At 38.6% G+C, this 16,869-nt stretch carries 12 protein-coding genes; 8 read left to right on the forward strand and 4 right to left on the reverse strand.

Translation table 11 applies throughout. The features are described 5' to 3' along the window. Positions 1–8: 8 nt before the first annotated feature. The 8 genes from HMPREF1528_RS12605 to HMPREF1528_RS05335 all read left to right on the forward strand — a co-directional run bounded on the left by HMPREF1528_RS12605 (position 9) and on the right by HMPREF1528_RS05335 (position 10,582). A complete protein-coding gene (locus HMPREF1528_RS12605) occupies positions 9–230 on the forward strand; it encodes a hypothetical protein (RefSeq protein ID WP_016478941.1) in 222 nt (73 codons plus the stop codon). An 18-nt stretch (positions 231–248) separates the two neighbouring features. Further along, complete coding sequence (locus HMPREF1528_RS05305; protein WP_009411742.1) at positions 249–1,835, forward strand: OmpP1/FadL family transporter; 1,587 nt, start codon at positions 249–251, stop codon at positions 1,833–1,835. A gap of 118 nt (positions 1,836–1,953) precedes the next feature. Next, the gene (locus tag HMPREF1528_RS05310; RefSeq protein WP_002677036.1) at positions 1,954–3,165 is read left to right on the forward strand and encodes an RsmB/NOP family class I SAM-dependent RNA methyltransferase; all 1,212 of its coding nucleotides are present in this window, start codon (positions 1,954–1,956) and stop codon (positions 3,163–3,165) included. A gap of 41 nt (positions 3,166–3,206) precedes the next feature. Then, positions 3,207–4,628, forward strand: coding sequence for a hypothetical protein (locus HMPREF1528_RS05315; protein WP_016478942.1), 1,422 nt, complete (start codon positions 3,207–3,209; stop codon positions 4,626–4,628). A gap of 70 nt (positions 4,629–4,698) precedes the next feature. After that, on the forward strand, positions 4,699–6,720 hold the full coding sequence (locus HMPREF1528_RS05320; protein WP_016478943.1) for a protein-disulfide reductase DsbD family protein: 2,022 nt from the start codon (positions 4,699–4,701) through the stop codon (positions 6,718–6,720). Positions 6,721–6,729: 9 nt separating this feature from the next. Continuing rightward, positions 6,730–8,388, forward strand: coding sequence for a S41 family peptidase (locus tag HMPREF1528_RS05325; RefSeq protein WP_016478944.1), 1,659 nt, complete (start codon positions 6,730–6,732; stop codon positions 8,386–8,388). A gap of 7 nt (positions 8,389–8,395) precedes the next feature. After that, complete coding sequence (gene proS, locus HMPREF1528_RS05330) at positions 8,396–9,874, forward strand: proline--tRNA ligase (RefSeq protein ID WP_016478945.1); 1,479 nt, start codon at positions 8,396–8,398, stop codon at positions 9,872–9,874. A gap of 81 nt (positions 9,875–9,955) precedes the next feature. After that, the gene (locus tag HMPREF1528_RS05335) at positions 9,956–10,582 is read left to right on the forward strand and encodes an outer membrane beta-barrel protein (protein WP_016478946.1); all 627 of its coding nucleotides are present in this window, start codon (positions 9,956–9,958) and stop codon (positions 10,580–10,582) included. A 193-nt stretch (positions 10,583–10,775) separates the two neighbouring features. Here the strand turns inward: HMPREF1528_RS05335 and HMPREF1528_RS05340 are convergent, their stop codons facing one another. The 4 genes from HMPREF1528_RS05340 to HMPREF1528_RS05355 all read right to left on the reverse strand — a co-directional run bounded on the left by HMPREF1528_RS05340 (position 10,776) and on the right by HMPREF1528_RS05355 (position 16,834). Next, positions 10,776–11,561, reverse strand: coding sequence for a zinc ribbon domain-containing protein (locus tag HMPREF1528_RS05340; protein ID WP_002671132.1), 786 nt, complete (start codon positions 11,559–11,561; stop codon positions 10,776–10,778). Positions 11,562–11,563: 2 nt separating this feature from the next. Further along, on the reverse strand, positions 11,564–12,661 hold the full coding sequence (locus HMPREF1528_RS05345) for a Nif3-like dinuclear metal center hexameric protein (protein ID WP_016478947.1): 1,098 nt from the start codon (positions 12,659–12,661) through the stop codon (positions 11,564–11,566). A gap of 85 nt (positions 12,662–12,746) precedes the next feature. Next, a complete protein-coding gene (locus HMPREF1528_RS05350) occupies positions 12,747–13,283 on the reverse strand; it encodes a DUF488 family protein (RefSeq protein ID WP_016478948.1) in 537 nt (178 codons plus the stop codon). A gap of 2 nt (positions 13,284–13,285) precedes the next feature. After that, entirely contained in the window at positions 13,286–16,834 is a 3,549-nt protein-coding gene (locus HMPREF1528_RS05355; RefSeq protein ID WP_016478949.1) for an AAA family ATPase, read from the reverse strand. Between the last annotated feature and the right edge of the window lie 35 nt (positions 16,835–16,869).

The following is a 16,869-nucleotide window of genomic DNA, read 5'->3' on the forward strand; positions in this document are numbered from 1 at the left end:
AAAATTATATGAAAAAAATACTATTTACAATAAGGTATCGCAGTAGCAACCAGAATAATAACTACAATCAGAACAATAATTATAATCGGGGTTATTCTTCCCCTCAGTATGATTCAGGGAGAAGTTATGACAGCGGTCGATACAACTCAGGAGGAAATTATGGAAGTGGCAATTCTGGGGGAAGTAACAATCAATCTTCAGGAGCTGGTACTACAAGAAGAGATTACTAACTTAAAAAGTAAAATTATATGAAAAAAATACTATTTACAATATTGTCTTTGGTAGTCTATAACGTATCAGCTCAAAATTATAAAGATGCCTTGCGTTATTCAACAGAAGACCTTACAGGAACAGCTCGTTTTAAAGGAATGAGTGGTGCCTTTGGAGCTATAGGAGGTGACTTTTCAGCTATCAATATCAATCCTGCTGGAAGTTCTGTTTTTTCGGGAGCACAAATAGGAGGTACTTTGCAAAGTAATGTTACTAAAAATAAGATTACTTATAATGGTACTCAAACTAATAATAGAGATACTGACTTTAATATTAATCAGTTCGGAGTTGTATTTCCTATTGAAGTTAGCTCTTCAGGATGGAGAAAAGTCTCTTTTGGTTTTAATTACCAAAATACTAAAAATTTTGATGCTAGTAACTTCTCATTTTCTGGAAGCGCAAACAAAAATTTGGGAGATTATTTTAAATATTTTGCTGATGGTATAAAGCAACAAAACTTGTTATTAGAAACCTATCAAAATAAACGAGTAATAGAGAGAAATACTCTCCAAGATATTTATTTTGATATGGGAAGATTAGCAGGAGATAGAGCTTTCCGTTATAGAAATGCACTCTTAGGGCATTATGTAGGGCTTATTCGTCCACACATAGGAAGAGATGAGGTTAAACCAACAGATTCTGATGCTGTTGCAGATGCTATTTTGCAAGAAACACAGTATGATAAGAATGTAAGTAACGGAGCTGACCAACGATTTGAGCGTGTTACCAGCGGAGGTGTATCAAAGTATAATTTTAATTTTTCAACTCAATACGAAGATTTTCTATACTTAGGACTTAACCTAAATGCACATCGTATCAATCAAAAGGACAAATTATCACATTGGGAAACTTACGCAAGCACTTCTACTATAACAAATGCTTATTTTGAAAATGATTATACTACTACAGGTAGTGGATTTTCTTTTCAGTTAGGAGCTATAGTAAAAGCTACTAAAAGCTTGCGCTTAGGAGTAACTTATACTTCTCCTACGTGGTATACCTTTAATCAAGAGTATACACAATATTTAAGTACTAACAACCGTACTAATTATGCGGATCCAAGAGTGATTGTTACTCTTCCTGACTACAAATTTCGTACACCAGGCAGTTGGACAGCAAGTGCAGCTTACTTATTTGGTAGATATGCTATGCTAAGTGTAGATTATATTTATAAAGATTATAAAAATCTTCACTTTAGGTCTGCTGCAAAAAATGCTGAAAATGATGTTATAGAAAATCAGTTAGGAGAAACCTCTACTGTACGCATAGGAACTGAGTTTCGTATTCCATTTAAAACGGGTGAAACTACCAATTACGTAAGCCTTCGTGGAGGTTATCGTTACGAGCAAAGTCCATATCGCAAAAAGGTGGCTACGGTAGGCGACCTCACTGGCTATTCGTTTGGAGCAGGAGTTACTTTAGGAGGTATTCGTTTAGATGCGTCTTATGACATCGCTAAACAAACAAACCTATACCAAATGTACGAAACAATACTTACCGATAATGCTCAAATAAAATCAACTTACGGTAACTTCTTGTTTACCTTTACTGCACAGCTCTTTTAATTAAATAATTATTAAAGTTACTTTTGCATCATATTGTAGGGGCGAATTGTAATTCGCCCTTCAAAAAGATAAAGTAAAGAGACGGTAATTTTTGTATTACCGTCTTATTTTTAGTATAATGAAATTACACAGAAACTTAGTAGATGCCGTAATAGAGGGACTTACCTTTATTTTCAACGAAGGGCAATACGCCGATAAGGTAGTAGAAAAACAACTGAAAAAAGACAAGCGTTGGGGCGCCCGCGATAGGGCTTTTATTGCCGAAACCATTTACGACATTGTGCGTTGGAAACGGCTTTATGCCGAGATTGCCGAAGTGTACGAACCCTTTACAGTGCATAACCTGCGCCGTATGTTTGCCGTGTGGGCGACTCTCAAAAGTATCGCCTTGCCGGATTGGGGAAACTATTTTGAAGATACTCCTGCACGTCGTATCAAAGGCAAGTTCGACGAACTCTCTAAGGTAAGAAAACTACGTGAATCAGTACCCGACTGGTTAGATACTTTGGGAGCACAAGAATTAGGAGAAACGTTGTGGACAGATGAATTGCACGCCCTTAACAGTTTAGCTCCCGTAGTATTGCGAGTGAATACCCTTAAAACTTCTTTGGAACACTTGCAACAGTTTTTGCGACAAGAAGGAGTAGAAACTTATCCTTTGCGCGATTACCCCGATGCTTTGCAGTTAGTAGAACGCAGCAATATCTTTAAAACCCAAGCTTTTGCCGATGGACTGTTTGAGGTACAAGATGCTTCCTCTCAAAAAGTAGCACCCTTTATGCAGATAGACGACAAGGTGAAACGTGTAATCGACACTTGTGCTGGAGCAGGAGGTAAAACCTTACACCTCGCTACCCTAATGCAAAACAAAGGTCAGATTATAGCGATGGATATCTACGAGCAGAAATTGCAAGAGCTCAAACGCAGGGCACGCCGTAACGGGGTTTTTAACATAGAAACTAAACTCATAGAACCCAAACAGCTCAAACGTATGCACGGCACATTCGACCGCGTACTCATTGATGCCCCTTGTAGCGGACTCGGCGTACTGCGCCGTAACCCAGATGCAAAATGGAAATTGCAACCTGAATTCTTGGACGAAATACGCACTACTCAACAAGAAATTTTACAACAGTACAGTAAATTGCTAAAAAAAGGAGGCAAACTTGTCTATGCTACTTGTTCTATATTGCCTAGTGAAAACCAACAACAAATAGAAAAATTCTTAGCCTCAGAAGCAGGAAAAGAATATCGCTTAGAAGCTGAGGAAGTAATTTTTGCCCATCAATCGGGTTATGATGGTTTCTATATGGCAAGACTTTCTCTTTAAGAGGATGTTTTCAAACTCATTTAACCTTTAATCCCATTGTTATGAAAAACATAAACGAGCTAAAAATAGGTGATATATTTTCTTTTTACTTGAAAAGGTGGGGTTTTTATGTGTCGGCACAAATTGTTCTCAAAGATGACAAGAAAGGAACAATAGCTATTGTCTTAAATGCTTTGACCAAAGAAGTGCCAACGCTTGATGCTCTAAAAAATGCAAAATATTTTGTTTTTGACCATCACTATTGGCAAAAGAAAAACTTTTATATCAATGGCGATACATTACTTGCTTTCAATCCTATTCTCATTGGAAATACCCCTCTTATAGATACCCCACCTGATGGATACATAAGCACAGAAACTATGGAGCAGTTTTCTTTGCAATACCAATGGAATCGGTTACCAGAAGATTTTAAAAAGCATTTTAAGGCAAAGAAACCTCAAAACACAAAGCTAAAGATTACTGCTAATAAATCCAAGGACTTTTATACAAATGCACTGAAAGAAAATCCGCTTTTGTATAAGATAGAAAGTAGTATTTTCGATGCTGAATTGCAATCTTTTCTGAAAGAAAAACAACAAGTAAGTGAGTTAGAGCTTAAAGGAACAGATAAAGCTGTGGTAGATGTTTCGACAAGTGGCACAAATTCGTTAAGTATACACAATAGTAATATTGATAAAATAGTGCTAAACAGTTATATGCAATCAATTTCTTTGTTTGGAGATTTTTCAACACTCAAAGAAATAGTATGCCCTTTTGAAGGCGAACTTTTAAACCTTTGTCTATATGATTTCAATAGTGGATTTCTAAAGTTCAAAGGACTTCACAATCTGAGAGAACTAAGAATATTTTCTGCTAAAAAACTTTGTGTAGATATAGAGGAAATTGTCAATACTTTCCCTTGCTTAGAGTTCTTGATGATTAGTGGGAAAAATGCTTCTTTAAGAAATATAGAGGCTTTGGTTAAGTTTCAGCACTTGGAATCAGTTTGGCTTTCAAATCTTTATAATTTTGACAGTTTTGTAAAGAAAACCGAAATGCCTAATTTGAGCTCTATTACCTTATGGTCTGTACCCAAAGTAGTAGTAGATAAGGTTAAAAAAGAGTTTAAAGGCATTGATGAATTAGAAATTAAGCAAGCCCGTACTGATGAATGGATAAAAGCCAACTTAGATAATCCCTTAGGGGAATGGGATGGCAGAGAAGGTACAAAACTTTCAGTGGCTAAAAAAGCGATGAAGGCATATACCGATGCTTACAAAAAACTATCGAGTAATCAAGACAAGAATGAAGCTGCAAAGACATTACAAAATTTCATAGTAATTTTCAATCAAATTGATGAGAAACACCCTATTGACACTTTGGAAAGAGAGGAGATTTGGGATGCTTTCAACATCTTGGGAGAACTTACTTTACTCACGGTAAAAGAAAAGGAACAAATATTCGAAGATTTGAGAGATTTTTAAATGTTGTATATATCATTATTTTGTTGTAATTTTGTACCCTAAAATTTATCACTCATAAACTCAATAACGAATGAAGAAAATAATAACACTGATATTCGTAGTACTTGTTGCAATAGCAAACGCTCAGATACATACCCCTGTAAAGTGGACAACAACGGTTGAAAAAATCAATGATTCTGAATACAATTTAGTAAGTACGGCTACTATAGAGGCTGGCTGGAAGCTCTATGCACAAAACATTCCGCCTAAAGGACCTATTCCTACCACCTTTACTTTTGAAAAAAGCGCAAACTTCGAGCTTATGGGTAAGACCGAAGAAAGTAAACCTATACAAAAACACGACAAGGTTTTTGATATGGAAATTGCTTATTTTCACAATCAAGCTGTGTTCAAACAACGCATCAAAATAGTAAAACCTGTAACTTCTATAAAAGCAACGGTAGAGTTTATGAGCTGTGACGATAGCAACTGTTTGCCTCCCGATACAGTAGATTTAGAGTTTTTCCTTTCGGGAGCTCCCGTTGCAAGCAAAGTGGCAACTCCTCAGTTTACTTTTGGTAATAATACCGACGGAAATAATACAGTTCCTACAACTACCGTAAGTCAGACTACAACAACAAAAGCTCCTGCTACTACCCCTATCTCACGTCAAGGTCTGTGGACAATATTCTTTATATCTTTTCTTTCTGGCTTTGCTGCATTGCTCACTCCTTGTGTATTTCCAATGATTCCTATGACGGTGAGTTATTTTACCAAACAGAGCAAAACTAAAGCTAAAGGAGTGAAGAATGCTGTAATCTATGGTATTTCTATCATTGTGATTTACGTATTGTTGGGCTCAGCTATTACTGCTATCTTTGGTGCAGATGCTTTGAATGCTTTGGCAAGCAACTTCTGGTTTAACCTCATCTTTTTCTTAATATTGGTAGTATTTGCTATTTCGTTTTTAGGAGCGTTCGAAATTACTTTGCCCAGCTCGTGGAGTACCAAAGTAGATGCTCAAGCCGATCGCAGTGGTTTTATAGGTATCTTTTTTATGGCATTGGCGTTAGCTATCGTATCATTTTCGTGTACAGGTCCTATTGTAGGTACTTTGTTAGTACAAGCTGCTTCCGAAGGGGGGATCGCTCCTATTATTGGTATGTTCGGCTTCTCATTGGCAATTGCCTTGCCTTTTGCCTTGTTCGCAGCCTTCCCTGGTTGGTTGCACTCCTTGCCTAAATCAGGTGGTTGGATGAACACCGTGAAAGTGGTATTGGGATTTTTAGAATTGGCTTTAGCATTCAAATTCCTTTCTAATGCTGATTTGGTATTGCAATACCACTGGATAGAACGAGAAGTATTTATCGCTATTTGGATTGCAGTTTTTGGTGCCTTATCACTTTACCTTTTTGGAAAAATACGTTTGCCTCACGACGATGCCACCGACCGTATTTCAGTAGGTCGCCTGCTATTAGGCTTACTAACTCTTAGTTTTACGGTTTATATGATTCCGGGGTTATGGGGGGCACCACTCAACCTTATCAATGCTTTTCCTCCTCCGCAACATTATAGCGAATCGCCTTACGGTGTAGGCTATACCGCTGACGGAGGTAGTACGAGCGTAGATGAAGGTGCTCTTCCTGAAGGAGCGCACTTGTTCAAACCTCACAATATCGTTACTTTTGATGATTATGAAAAAGGATTAGCTTATGCCAAACAAGTGAACAAACCCGTATTGTTAGACTTTACTGGCTGGTCTTGTGTAAACTGCCGCAAAATGGAACAAAACGTATGGCCTAACCCTCAAGTGCTCGATGTTCTTAGAAATGAGGTGGTATTAATTTCGTTGTACGTAGACGATAAACGTCCACTACCCGAAAGCGAAGTGAGAGCTTCACAAATTAGAGAAGGCAAGATGATAAAAACCATTGGACAAAAATGGAGTGAGTTCCAAACCCTCCATTACAAAGCCAATACACAGCCCTTTTACGTGCTGATGAATCTCCAAGGAGAGAACTTAGTAGACCCAATAGGATATACCCTTGATACCGATGACCCCGATGAGTTTTACAAATGGATAAAACAGGGGATTACTGCCTTTGGTAAATAAAATTATTTGATGAAAAACAAACACTACATACTCCCCATATTTATAGGCTTAAGTTTAGCATTAGGGCTTGTTTTAGGAAGACAGCTTGCGAATTTCTACATTCCCAAGCCTCCTCCACCTGTACCTATGCCTATTACTGATATAGATACGGTGCAAGAGAATCCTTATAAAGTGAAATTAAACAGACTTATCGATTATATAGAAGAGGACTATGTAGATAAAGTAAATACCGATAGTATTGTAGACCTCACAATAAACAGTATTTTGCGCAAGTTAGATCCTCACTCCACTTATATCTCTAAAAGTGATATCCAAGAGGTAGCCGAAACGATGAGTGGTAAGTTCGTCGGTGTGGGTATTAGCTTTTATATGTACAAAGATACCATTGCCGTAATCAAACCTATTGAGGGAAGTGATGCAATGCACAAAGGTATTCGTTTTGGTGACCGTATTTTAATAGCAGGGAAAGATACCTTGTTTAAAAAACACTTAAATACTGATAAAATCAAAAATATTCTCAAAGGAGAAATGGGGTCAAAAGTAGATTTAACTATTTACCGAAAAAGTAAAGATAGTCTTTTTAAGATAGGTATTGAGCGAAAGTTTATTCCTATTAAAAGCATTGATTGTTTTTACAAAGTAAATGATACTTTAGGCTATATACGTATGAATAGGTTTGCCGAAACTACTAATGACGAATTTGACTCAGCACTTAAAGCTTTGGAAAAAGAAGGTATTAACAGCTTAATTCTAGATTTGCGTAATAATTCTGGTGGCTTTCTCAATGTAGGAATTCAGATAGCCGATGAGTTCTTAGCAAAGGATAAGATGATTGTATTTACCAAAAATAATCGCAAAGAAATAGAAGAAACCTATTCTACTGCTGGTGGGTTATTCGAAAATAAACCTATATTTGTACTTGTCAATGAAAATAGCGCCTCAGCTAGTGAAATTGTAGCAGGGGCTTTACAGGATAACGATAGAGGTGTGATTGTAGGACGTAGAACTTTCGGCAAGGGATTAGTACAAAGCGAAATGCCTCTGCCTGATGGTTCGGCAGTACGCCTTACTACCGCTCGCTACTACACTCCAACAGGACGCTCTATACAAAAGCCCTACAACTTGCGTCACCAGCGCAGAAGCTTCCAAATAGATAATACTACAGTCCCCGATTCTTTAAAGTTTACAACTCCTAAGGGAAAAGTAGTGTATGGTGGTGGTGGTATCTACCCTGATGTATATGTACCAGTAGATATGAAACCGGAAACCTATATGGTAAATGAAGTGCTAAACTCAGGACTTACGAACTTCTTTTTGTTTGAATATTTAGATAGTCACCCTTCTCAAAACCATAAGCCACAAAAGTCTTATTTCATAGGGGGATACAAAGTGCCCAAAGAAATGCTCAACGCCTTTTCAAAGTTTTTAAAAGAGCGTAAAATCAACATAGATTTCAAACGAAACAGCAATGATATATCAAAATATCTAAAAGCTAACTTAGCTGAGATATGGTTTAACGATAATGTAGCAGGGCTTATCAGGAATCAAGGAGATTTTTACATAGAAAGCTGTCTACACTACTACAAACAAAAACACCCTAAAAATAGCACTGAAAATCCTACCAAAGTGGTAAGGAGAAAAGCCAAAAAACCTATAAAAAGAGTTTAAAAAATATATGAGCAAGAATTTAACATCACGTAGTGAAGACTATTCTAAATGGTATAACGAATTGGTTGTAAAAGCCGATTTAGCCGAAAGTTCAGGCGTGCGTGGCTGTATGGTAATCAAACCTTACGGCTATGCTATTTGGGAAAAAATGCAAGCAGAGCTCGACCGTATGTTTAAAGAAACTGGTCACACCAATGCTTATTTTCCTTTATTTGTACCCAAAAGTTATTTTGAAGCAGAGGAAAAGAATGCTGAAGGTTTTGCCAAAGAATGTGCCGTAGTAACCCACTATCGCCTTAAAGCCGACCCTAATGAAAAAGGAAAACTAATGGTAGACCCGGAAGCAAAACTCGAAGAAGAGCTGATTGTACGTCCTACCTCAGAGGCGATTATTTGGAACACCTACAAAAACTGGATACAGTCTTACCGTGATTTGCCTATACTCATCAACCAATGGGCGAATGTTGTGCGCTGGGAGATGCGCACCCGTCTATTTCTTCGCACTGCCGAATTCTTGTGGCAAGAAGGACACACCGCTCACGCCACTAAAGCCGAAGCCATAGAAGAAGCTCAAAAGATGATGAACGTATACGCCAACTTCGTAGAGAATTTTATGGCTGTGCCTGTAATAAAGGGTGTAAAAAGTGAAAGCGAACGCTTTGCAGGGGCTGACGATACCTACTGTATAGAAGCCCTTATGCAAGACGGAAAAGCTCTGCAAGCAGGAACATCACACTTCTTGGGACAGAACTTCGCCAAAGCCTTTGACGTGAAATATGTGAGTAAAGAAGGTAAACAAGAGTACGTATGGGCGAGCTCTTGGGGCGTCTCTACCCGCTTGATGGGAGCACTCATTATGACCCACAGCGATGACAACGGATTAGTGTTGCCTCCTAAATTGGCCCCTATACAAGTGGTAATCGTGCCTATCTACAAAGGAGCAGAACAATTAGAAAAAGTGCGCTCCCATATTCAGCCTTTAATTGAAGAACTCAAAAAACACAATATCAGCGTAAAATTCGACGATCGTGATACACAGTCTCCTGGTTTTAAGTTCCACGAGTACGAACTCAAAGGGATACCTGTACGCTTAGCTGTAGGACAACGCGACATAGAGCACAATACCTTCGAAGTAGCCCGTCGCGATACCCTTACCAAAGAGACAGTAGCTGGTGACCAAATTGTAGCCCATATTCAGCAGCTTTTAGAGAATATTCAATCCAATATGTACAACAAAGCTTTGGAGTACCGCAATACTCATATTACCGAGGTAAATAGCTATGACGAGTTCAAGGAATTGTTAGAAACTAAAGGAGGTTTCCTCTCAGCCCACTGGGATGGTACCCCCGAAACAGAAGAGCGTATCAAAGAAGAGACCAAAGCAACGATACGTTGTATACCATTGGATATCAAGGAAGAGTCTGGGCATTGCATCTACTCGGGTAAGCCTTCGAAAAAACGAGTGCTTTTTGCTAAAGCTTATTAAGCAAAAAAATATGTTAAATTTTTTGGTAGTTATAATAGAATAAACTACCTTTGCCCTATTAATAATCAAAAAAATTACACAATGAAAAAAATCATTTTATCATTAGTAGCAGTTTTTGCTTTTGGTGCTCTATCAGCACAAGACAGTGAGTTCGGTTTTAAAAAAGGAAACCTATTTTCAGAAGGTAACTTAAAAATTGGTTCTACAACTGACAATTCAGGTTCTTCTGAAAAGAAAACCAATACATTTGAATTTACTCCACAAGCAGGGTTTTTCTTAACTGATAAATTTGCTTTGGGAGGTGGATTAAATATTGGTACTGAGAAAATAAAAGAAGGAGGAAGCCAAACAAGTAAGACAAATGTATTTGGTTTTGATGTTTTCGGTCGTTACTATTTCCTTGAATTAGGACAACGCTTCAAAGTGTATGGACAAGGTGGTGTTGGATTAGACTTCGGTAGCACACAAACAACAAGTGGTTCTGATAAAGCAAAATACACTGAATTTAGTATTGGCGCAGGATTAGGCATTAATTATTTTGTTACCCCTAAACTTGCTATTAACTTTGGTTTATCTGATGTAGTTTCTTTTACTACAAAAAAACCAAAAAATGGAGATGCTAACAACGAATTTAATGTAAACATTAATGAGTTCAATAACTTCTTCGGTTCTCACACTACATTTGGTTTAACTTATATACTTTTTTAAAAAGCAAACGCTTAAAACACACTGCTTACTAAAACATTACCTCCAAAAAGTTTTCCTTTTTGGAGGTTCTTTTTTGCTTGATAAGTATATTAAAATCACACATAAATCATATCTAAAACAAAATGAGTCCAGCAAATTACTGAACTCTTTCTATCATATTAATAATTACTAATTTCTTAACTATCTATACCTTCTATGCTTTAAAACTTTTAAACAAAGTTTCCATCTTTTCTCTTTCTTCTTCAGCTAAAGCTGCATCTACCAAGATTCGTCCACTGTGTTCATCAGTAATAATCTTTCTACGAGAGGCAATTTCTACTTGTACTTGTGGCGGAATAGCAAAGAATGAACCTCCAGAGGCTCCACGCTGAATTGGCACTATTGCTAAACGGTTCATCACACTACTGCGAATGCGTTGATAGGCTTTTAGCAAACGCTCTTCAATTTTAGCCGCATACTCTTCTGCTTTTTCTCTTAAAAATTCCTCCTCTTTCTCAGTTTCTGCCAAAACAGAATCAAGTTCAGCTTTTTTGTGCTTGAGGTGCGCATCACGTTGGGCTTTGCGCTCATCTACTTGTTTAATAGCCTCTTTCTTTTGGTCTACTTGCGCTTTACCTTCTTTAATGCGTTTTTCTGCCAACTGTACTTCTAACTCTTGAAACTCTATCTCTTTAGAAAGAGAGGTATATTCACGATTGTTACGTACATTCTTTTGCTGGGTAGTATATTTTTTAATAAGGGCTTTTGCCTCTTCAATTTTTGCCTTCTTCTCAGCAATTCCTGCCTGCAATTCGTCTAACTCTTCTTTAAACTTTACGTGACGTTTTTTTAAACCCTCTACCTCATCTTCAAGGTCTGAGACTTCTAACGGAAGCTCACCACGAGTGTTCTGTAACTCATCAATCTTAGAATCGATGAGCTGTAAATCATACAATGCTCTTAATTTTTCTTCTACGGTTATATCCACTTTTTGTGCCATATCTATGAATAATATTTGATAGGATTTGTATCTACATTTGATATTGAGAGGGCAAAAGTAGGAATTTTTTTTGAAAGATACTCAAATAAAATAAATTTTATGTATTGTTCACTTTCAAAATGACCTATATCTGCTAATAATATTTTCCCCTCAGCCCTGAAAAAATCGTGGTATTTAAAGTCCGCACTCACAAAAACATCTGCTCCTGCTCGCTTAGCATCTTCTATTGCAAAAGCTCCACTTCCTCCCAATACAGCTACTTTTTTCACTTCTTTTCCCCTGAATGCTGAATACCTAATACAGCTTACCTCCATTTTCTCTTTTAAATAAACAAGAAAATCTGCTTCACTCATCGGGGTTTCAAATTCCCCTATCATACCCATTCCTATATGTTGGTGTTCGTTTTCGAGTATATATATCTCATAAGCCACCTCTTCATAAGGGTGATTTTGGCGAAGTGCTTTTAGTATTTGAGATTGTAAGTGCTTGGGAAAAATAACTCCTATTTGTGTTTCATCTTCTGTGTGAAATACATTGGGTTCACCAATAGTTGGGTGTGAAGATTCATTGCCCTTATAAGTACCTTTCCCTTCAAGATTGAAACTGCATTCCGCATAGTTGCCAATATTCCCCGCTCCTGCTTCGAAGAGTGCTTTACGTAGCTTTTCAGCATTAGCTTTTGGAACATAGGTAATAAGTTTTCTAATAACATTAGGCTGTGGAATAAGTATGGAGCGATTATGCAATCCTAAACGGTCAGCAATAGAAGCATTCACTCCTAACAACTGATTGTCTAAAGCCGTATGCATACTGTAAATAGCTATTTGGTGTCGAATCGCTTTCATCACTACTCGTTCCACATAGGTCTTCCCTGTAAGCGATTTAAGCCCACTGAAGATAATCGGGTGGAAACTAACAATAAGATTACAATTCTTTTCAATAGCTTCTTCTACCACAGTTTCTAATGTATCTAAGGTGATGAGCACTCCTGTCACTTCGGCATTGGCGTCACCTACCAATAAGCCTACATTGTCAAAACTCTCAGCATAATCAAGTGGTGCAAGAGTTTCAAGAACTTTAGTTATGTCTTTTACTTTCATCGTATTATTTTAATGTTTACATACTTTTTCACAGTTCTTTTAATAAAGATTTTCTCTAATCTTTTTCTATATCTGATTTATTGTGTTAGAGATTTAAAATCTCTCCATCATCGTAATACACTACTCTGTCTCCTATAATACGAGCAGGAGCGGTGTATCTATGAGGTTCTTCCTTACCTATTGCCATAATATGATTTACTTGCCAACCCTTGGCTTTCAGATAATCTGATACCATCGACCTATGACAACGCCACCAAACAGCCTCTGCACACATATAAGCAGTAGTTTCTTTTTCAGCTATAGCAATGAGTTGAGCAATACCTTTTTCAAAATCATAAGTCTCCATATAATCAGCATAAGCTCGGAAGGACTCGTTATGCCAACGAGTATTCTTAGAGTCTTTATGTACTTTACGTCTACCACCTAATAACGTGAGATGGGTATAGGCTATCCCAATTTCGGGTAATACTACCTCTAAGTTTTCTTTATTAAATTGCGGATATTTGTTAGAGCCTGGTAACCCTCTGATATCAACTAAATGTTGTATCTCAAACGATTGTAACATCTCTATAAATTCTTCCAATGTATGTGTGGAATGTCCTATAGTATATATTCTCTTCATAATCAATTACTAACCACTATCTTACTCTTTCCATTACCTTCCTTCTGTACCACTACTTTCACAGCAATACGCTCTACCATCTCCTGTACGTGAGAGATAACTCCCACTTTCTTCCCTTGATTTTGCAAACTCTCTAAGGCATCTAAGGCTACTGAAAGTGTCTCAGAGTCTAAAGAACCAAAACCTTCGTCTATAAAGAGGGTTTCTACGTTCATTTTGGTAGATGAAAGAGACGAGAGTGCCAAAGCTAAAGCCAAGGATACCAAAAACGATTCGCCTCCTGAAAGTGAGTATACCGACCGTACCTCAGCTCCCATATCGTTGTCTATCACTTGCAAACTAAGAGAGTTAGGAATGCGTTGCAGGGTGTAGCGCCTATTGAGGTAGCGCATCTGCACATTAGCATATTGCAAGAGCATATCCAAAGTGTACTCTTGCGCGTATTTGCGAAACGCATTACCTGTACTACTTCCTATCAGGTCGTTGAGCAAGCTCCAGCGATGAGCGAGTTTTTCCTTTTCTTCTTTGGCTGTATGCAACTCAACTGCTATTGCTCGCTGTTGCTCATCATTTAAAAGCCGACTCTTTTGAGTGACTACCGTATCGCGCAAGGTATCTTCTTCTGCTGTCTGTTCTGCCAACTGCTGAACGATATCTTCTTCTGTAAAGTTGAGAGGTCTTTTTTCTTTTAGTGTTTCAAGCGCTTGCTGTTTTTCATTCGCAATGGTATTGTATTGTGCAATGCGGTCATTTAACGATTGAAGGGCTTGGCGCTCTGATTGTAGCCATTCGTGAGAACGATTCGCCCACTCTTGCATTTTGCTTCTTATATGTTCTATTTGAGCAGGCTTGTAGGCTGTAAGCCATTCTTCTATTTTGTGAGTTGCTTCGGCTATATGAGCTTGCGATTGCTGTTGTTGCATCGCTAAGGTCTCTAAGGTTTTTTCGTTAGCCGTCATCTCCAATAAAATAGCATTATATTGCTGTTGCGTTTGCTCTGAAAGAGTTGTTAATTGCTCTAACTGCTGTTGGTAACTCTCTTCTATTACTTGAACCGATTTTCCTTCTAACAATCCCGCACGTTCTTCTTTCAGCGTTTGCAATTGTGCTTGCTCTTTATCGATTGCCGCTGTCAATTCGGTGAGCTCTTGACGGAGTACTTGTTGTGAGGAGGCGAGCTCAGTGCGCTCTTGGGTGAGTTCAGCAAGGCGCTTTTTGTATTTTTCGATACAAGCCGAATGCGCTTCCCAGTCAGTTTTAGCAGTGGTAATTTGGTTTTGAAATTGCACAATATCGGTTTTCCAAAGGATAAGCCAAGCGTCCGAAAGTTGTAAGCTCTGTAATTGCTGACTGTATTTTTGCCGTTGTTGCTCGTAATTTTCAGCGTCTTTCGCAAGGGTATTCAGCTCATCAGTAAGCGATTTGAGTCGGTTGAGGACTTCAAAAAGACGCTCGTTTTCCGCTAAAAGATGTTCTGTTTTTGCTATCTTATCCGTGATATATTCTTCTATTTTCACAGAAGGATAGGTCGTATAATACACTGATTGCGACAAGCGTTCGCTCTCTTGTTGCCATAAATCCGTACGCTCTGCGTTTTCTGCTGTCTGACTCTCTATACGCTTTTGCAGTTCTTTGAGCTCCGTTTCTTTGGTGATAACCTCTTTGGTAAGCGTTTCTAATTGTTTTTTAGCCGTTAGAAATTCTTGTTGCACTGTATCTATCAGGTGTTCAGCTACTGCTTTATGAGCATTGGGGTGGTGTACCGAACCACATACGGGGCAGGCTTCTCCTTCCACCAAATGTTCTCTCAAAAACGCTACATCTTTGGTATTTTCTATTTGTGCCCTTTGGTAAATGCGTTCCGCTGTATCACAAGCTATTTGGGTGGCTATCTTCTCAGTTTTTAAACGTTGCAATGTTTCCAATATTTGGCTTTGGGCGTTTTGCATCTCTTGTAAAAGCGCTTCTCCCTGAACCTTTGCGTCAGTATATTGCTTGATATGTTTGGCAATCTCTCTATCCGCCTGATACACTTGCAAGGCGGTGAGATAAGCCTTCTGCTGTTTGGCAAGCGTCTCTATATCAGTTGAGGGGAGTGCTTGTATAGGGTATTGTGCTTTCAGCTCATTGAGTTGTTGCGTAAGGCGTTCTTCTGCTTGGCTATGGGCGGTTAGTTTTTCATTGAGTTGTTGCTGTTCTTCCACAAGCTGTTTGAGCCACAACGCATTGCGGTACAACTGCGCTTCATCAGGGTGAGTGTTGAGCCACTGCTCTTCTTGCTGAATGTACCTCTCCCCTTTCTGTATGTGTTCAGTTACTTTTTCAAGCGACTCTTTTTTAGCTTGCAAAGCACTCTCTTTCGCCTCTTGTTGCTGCTGTTTTTGCTCAAAAATCTGCGTTAGTTCTGCAAGTCTTACGTCCAATTCCTTTGCTCTGGCAATAAAAGGTTTGGCAGTTTCATAAGCCTTTTTGGCAGTAGCCAAATCGTTTTCGGTCAGCAATTTTTGCTCGGATACCTTAGCCTTATCAGCTGTGAGCCGTTCTTTTTCGGCAGTAGCTTCCTTGAAATGTTGCTGAGCGGTTGCTAATAGTTCTTTTTCCCTTTGCTCGGTAAGGATATCCCCTTTTATGGCTTGTAATTGCTCTATGATAGCAAGCTCTCCAAAACGTTGCGCTTGCGAGGTTTTCTCTTGTTCGGCTTTTTCTTTATTAGCAACAGCCTCTTGCCATTGCTGAGTGTACAACTTCTGATTTTCAAACCACTGTTGTTGTTCTTTTAAAGTAGCGAGCGAGGCTTGTAAGGTTTTCAACCTCTCTTCATCGGCTGTAAGTTGCTCGGTTAAGGCACTGCGTTCTTCTTCCGTTAAAAAAACAATGTTTTCGAGCTGTTTTTCTAAGAGTTGGAGTTCGTTTTTATGTTGTTTGTTGAGTTCGTACACTTGCTTAGAAATGCGTGTGTAAATCTCCGTACCTGTGAGTTTTTCTAAAATATCCGACCGCTTATCATCATTCGCTTTTAAGAACGACGTAAAGTCTCCCTGTGCCAAAATCACCGATTTGGTAAACTCGTCAAAAGTCAAGCCTACGCATTCCTTTATCTTTTCGAGCACCAATGTCTTGCGGTTCTCAGCAATCAGTTGGTTATCCGTCAGGCAAGTAAGTTGCAAAGTTTCAGGCTGAATTGCCCCCGAAAGTTTGTTATAGGCTCTGCGTACCTGCCATTCCGCTTCATAAGTCTTGCCATCTACCGCCTGAAATACCACTTTGGCATAGCCCGAAATCGCCCCTTTGCGCAAGAGGTTCTTCACATTATTCACCTGCACCTCAGCCGAGCCGTCAGCAATAGCAACCGAGTTTTTTGTAGTTGCCAAGCGAGGGGTATCGTTGTAAAGCGCAAGGCAAATAGCATCTAAAATGGTAGATTTGCCTGCCCCTGTCGCTCCTGTAATAGCAAATAACCCCACCGATTTAAGGGGTTCAGCTTCCAAATTAAGCGTAAAGGGGCCTTCTATAGAAGCGATATTATGAAGAGAGACCGAAAGTATTTTCATAAGAAAAAAAACCTCCGTGAGGAGGTTTTTAAAAG

Origin of the sequence: Capnocytophaga sp. oral taxon 336 str. F0502 (assembly GCF_000411575.1) — a bacterium.
Classification (GTDB): domain Bacteria; phylum Bacteroidota; class Bacteroidia; order Flavobacteriales; family Flavobacteriaceae; genus Capnocytophaga; species Capnocytophaga ochracea.

Bases quoted from the DNA above. Each gene is read 5' to 3' on its own strand.
- HMPREF1528_RS12605 (WP_016478941.1), top strand. From the start codon at position 9: ATGAAAAAAATACTATTTACAATAAGGTATCGCAGTAGCAACCAGAAT.
- HMPREF1528_RS05305 (WP_009411742.1), top strand. From the start codon at position 249: ATGAAAAAAATACTATTTACAATATTGTCTTTGGTAGTCTATAACGTA.
- HMPREF1528_RS05310 (WP_002677036.1), top strand. From the start codon at position 1,954: ATGAAATTACACAGAAACTTAGTAGATGCCGTAATAGAGGGACTTACC.
- HMPREF1528_RS05315 (WP_016478942.1), top strand. From the start codon at position 3,207: ATGAAAAACATAAACGAGCTAAAAATAGGTGATATATTTTCTTTTTAC.
- HMPREF1528_RS05320 (WP_016478943.1), top strand. From the start codon at position 4,699: ATGAAGAAAATAATAACACTGATATTCGTAGTACTTGTTGCAATAGCA.
- HMPREF1528_RS05325 (WP_016478944.1), top strand. From the start codon at position 6,730: ATGAAAAACAAACACTACATACTCCCCATATTTATAGGCTTAAGTTTA.
- proS (WP_016478945.1), top strand. From the start codon at position 8,396: ATGAGCAAGAATTTAACATCACGTAGTGAAGACTATTCTAAATGGTAT.
- HMPREF1528_RS05335 (WP_016478946.1), top strand. From the start codon at position 9,956: ATGAAAAAAATCATTTTATCATTAGTAGCAGTTTTTGCTTTTGGTGCT.
- HMPREF1528_RS05340 (WP_002671132.1), bottom strand. From the start codon at position 11,561: ATGGCACAAAAAGTGGATATAACCGTAGAAGAAAAATTAAGAGCATTG.
- HMPREF1528_RS05345 (WP_016478947.1), bottom strand. From the start codon at position 12,661: ATGAAAGTAAAAGACATAACTAAAGTTCTTGAAACTCTTGCACCACTT.
- HMPREF1528_RS05350 (WP_016478948.1), bottom strand. From the start codon at position 13,283: ATGAAGAGAATATATACTATAGGACATTCCACACATACATTGGAAGAA.
- HMPREF1528_RS05355 (WP_016478949.1), bottom strand. From the start codon at position 16,834: ATGAAAATACTTTCGGTCTCTCTTCATAATATCGCTTCTATAGAAGGC.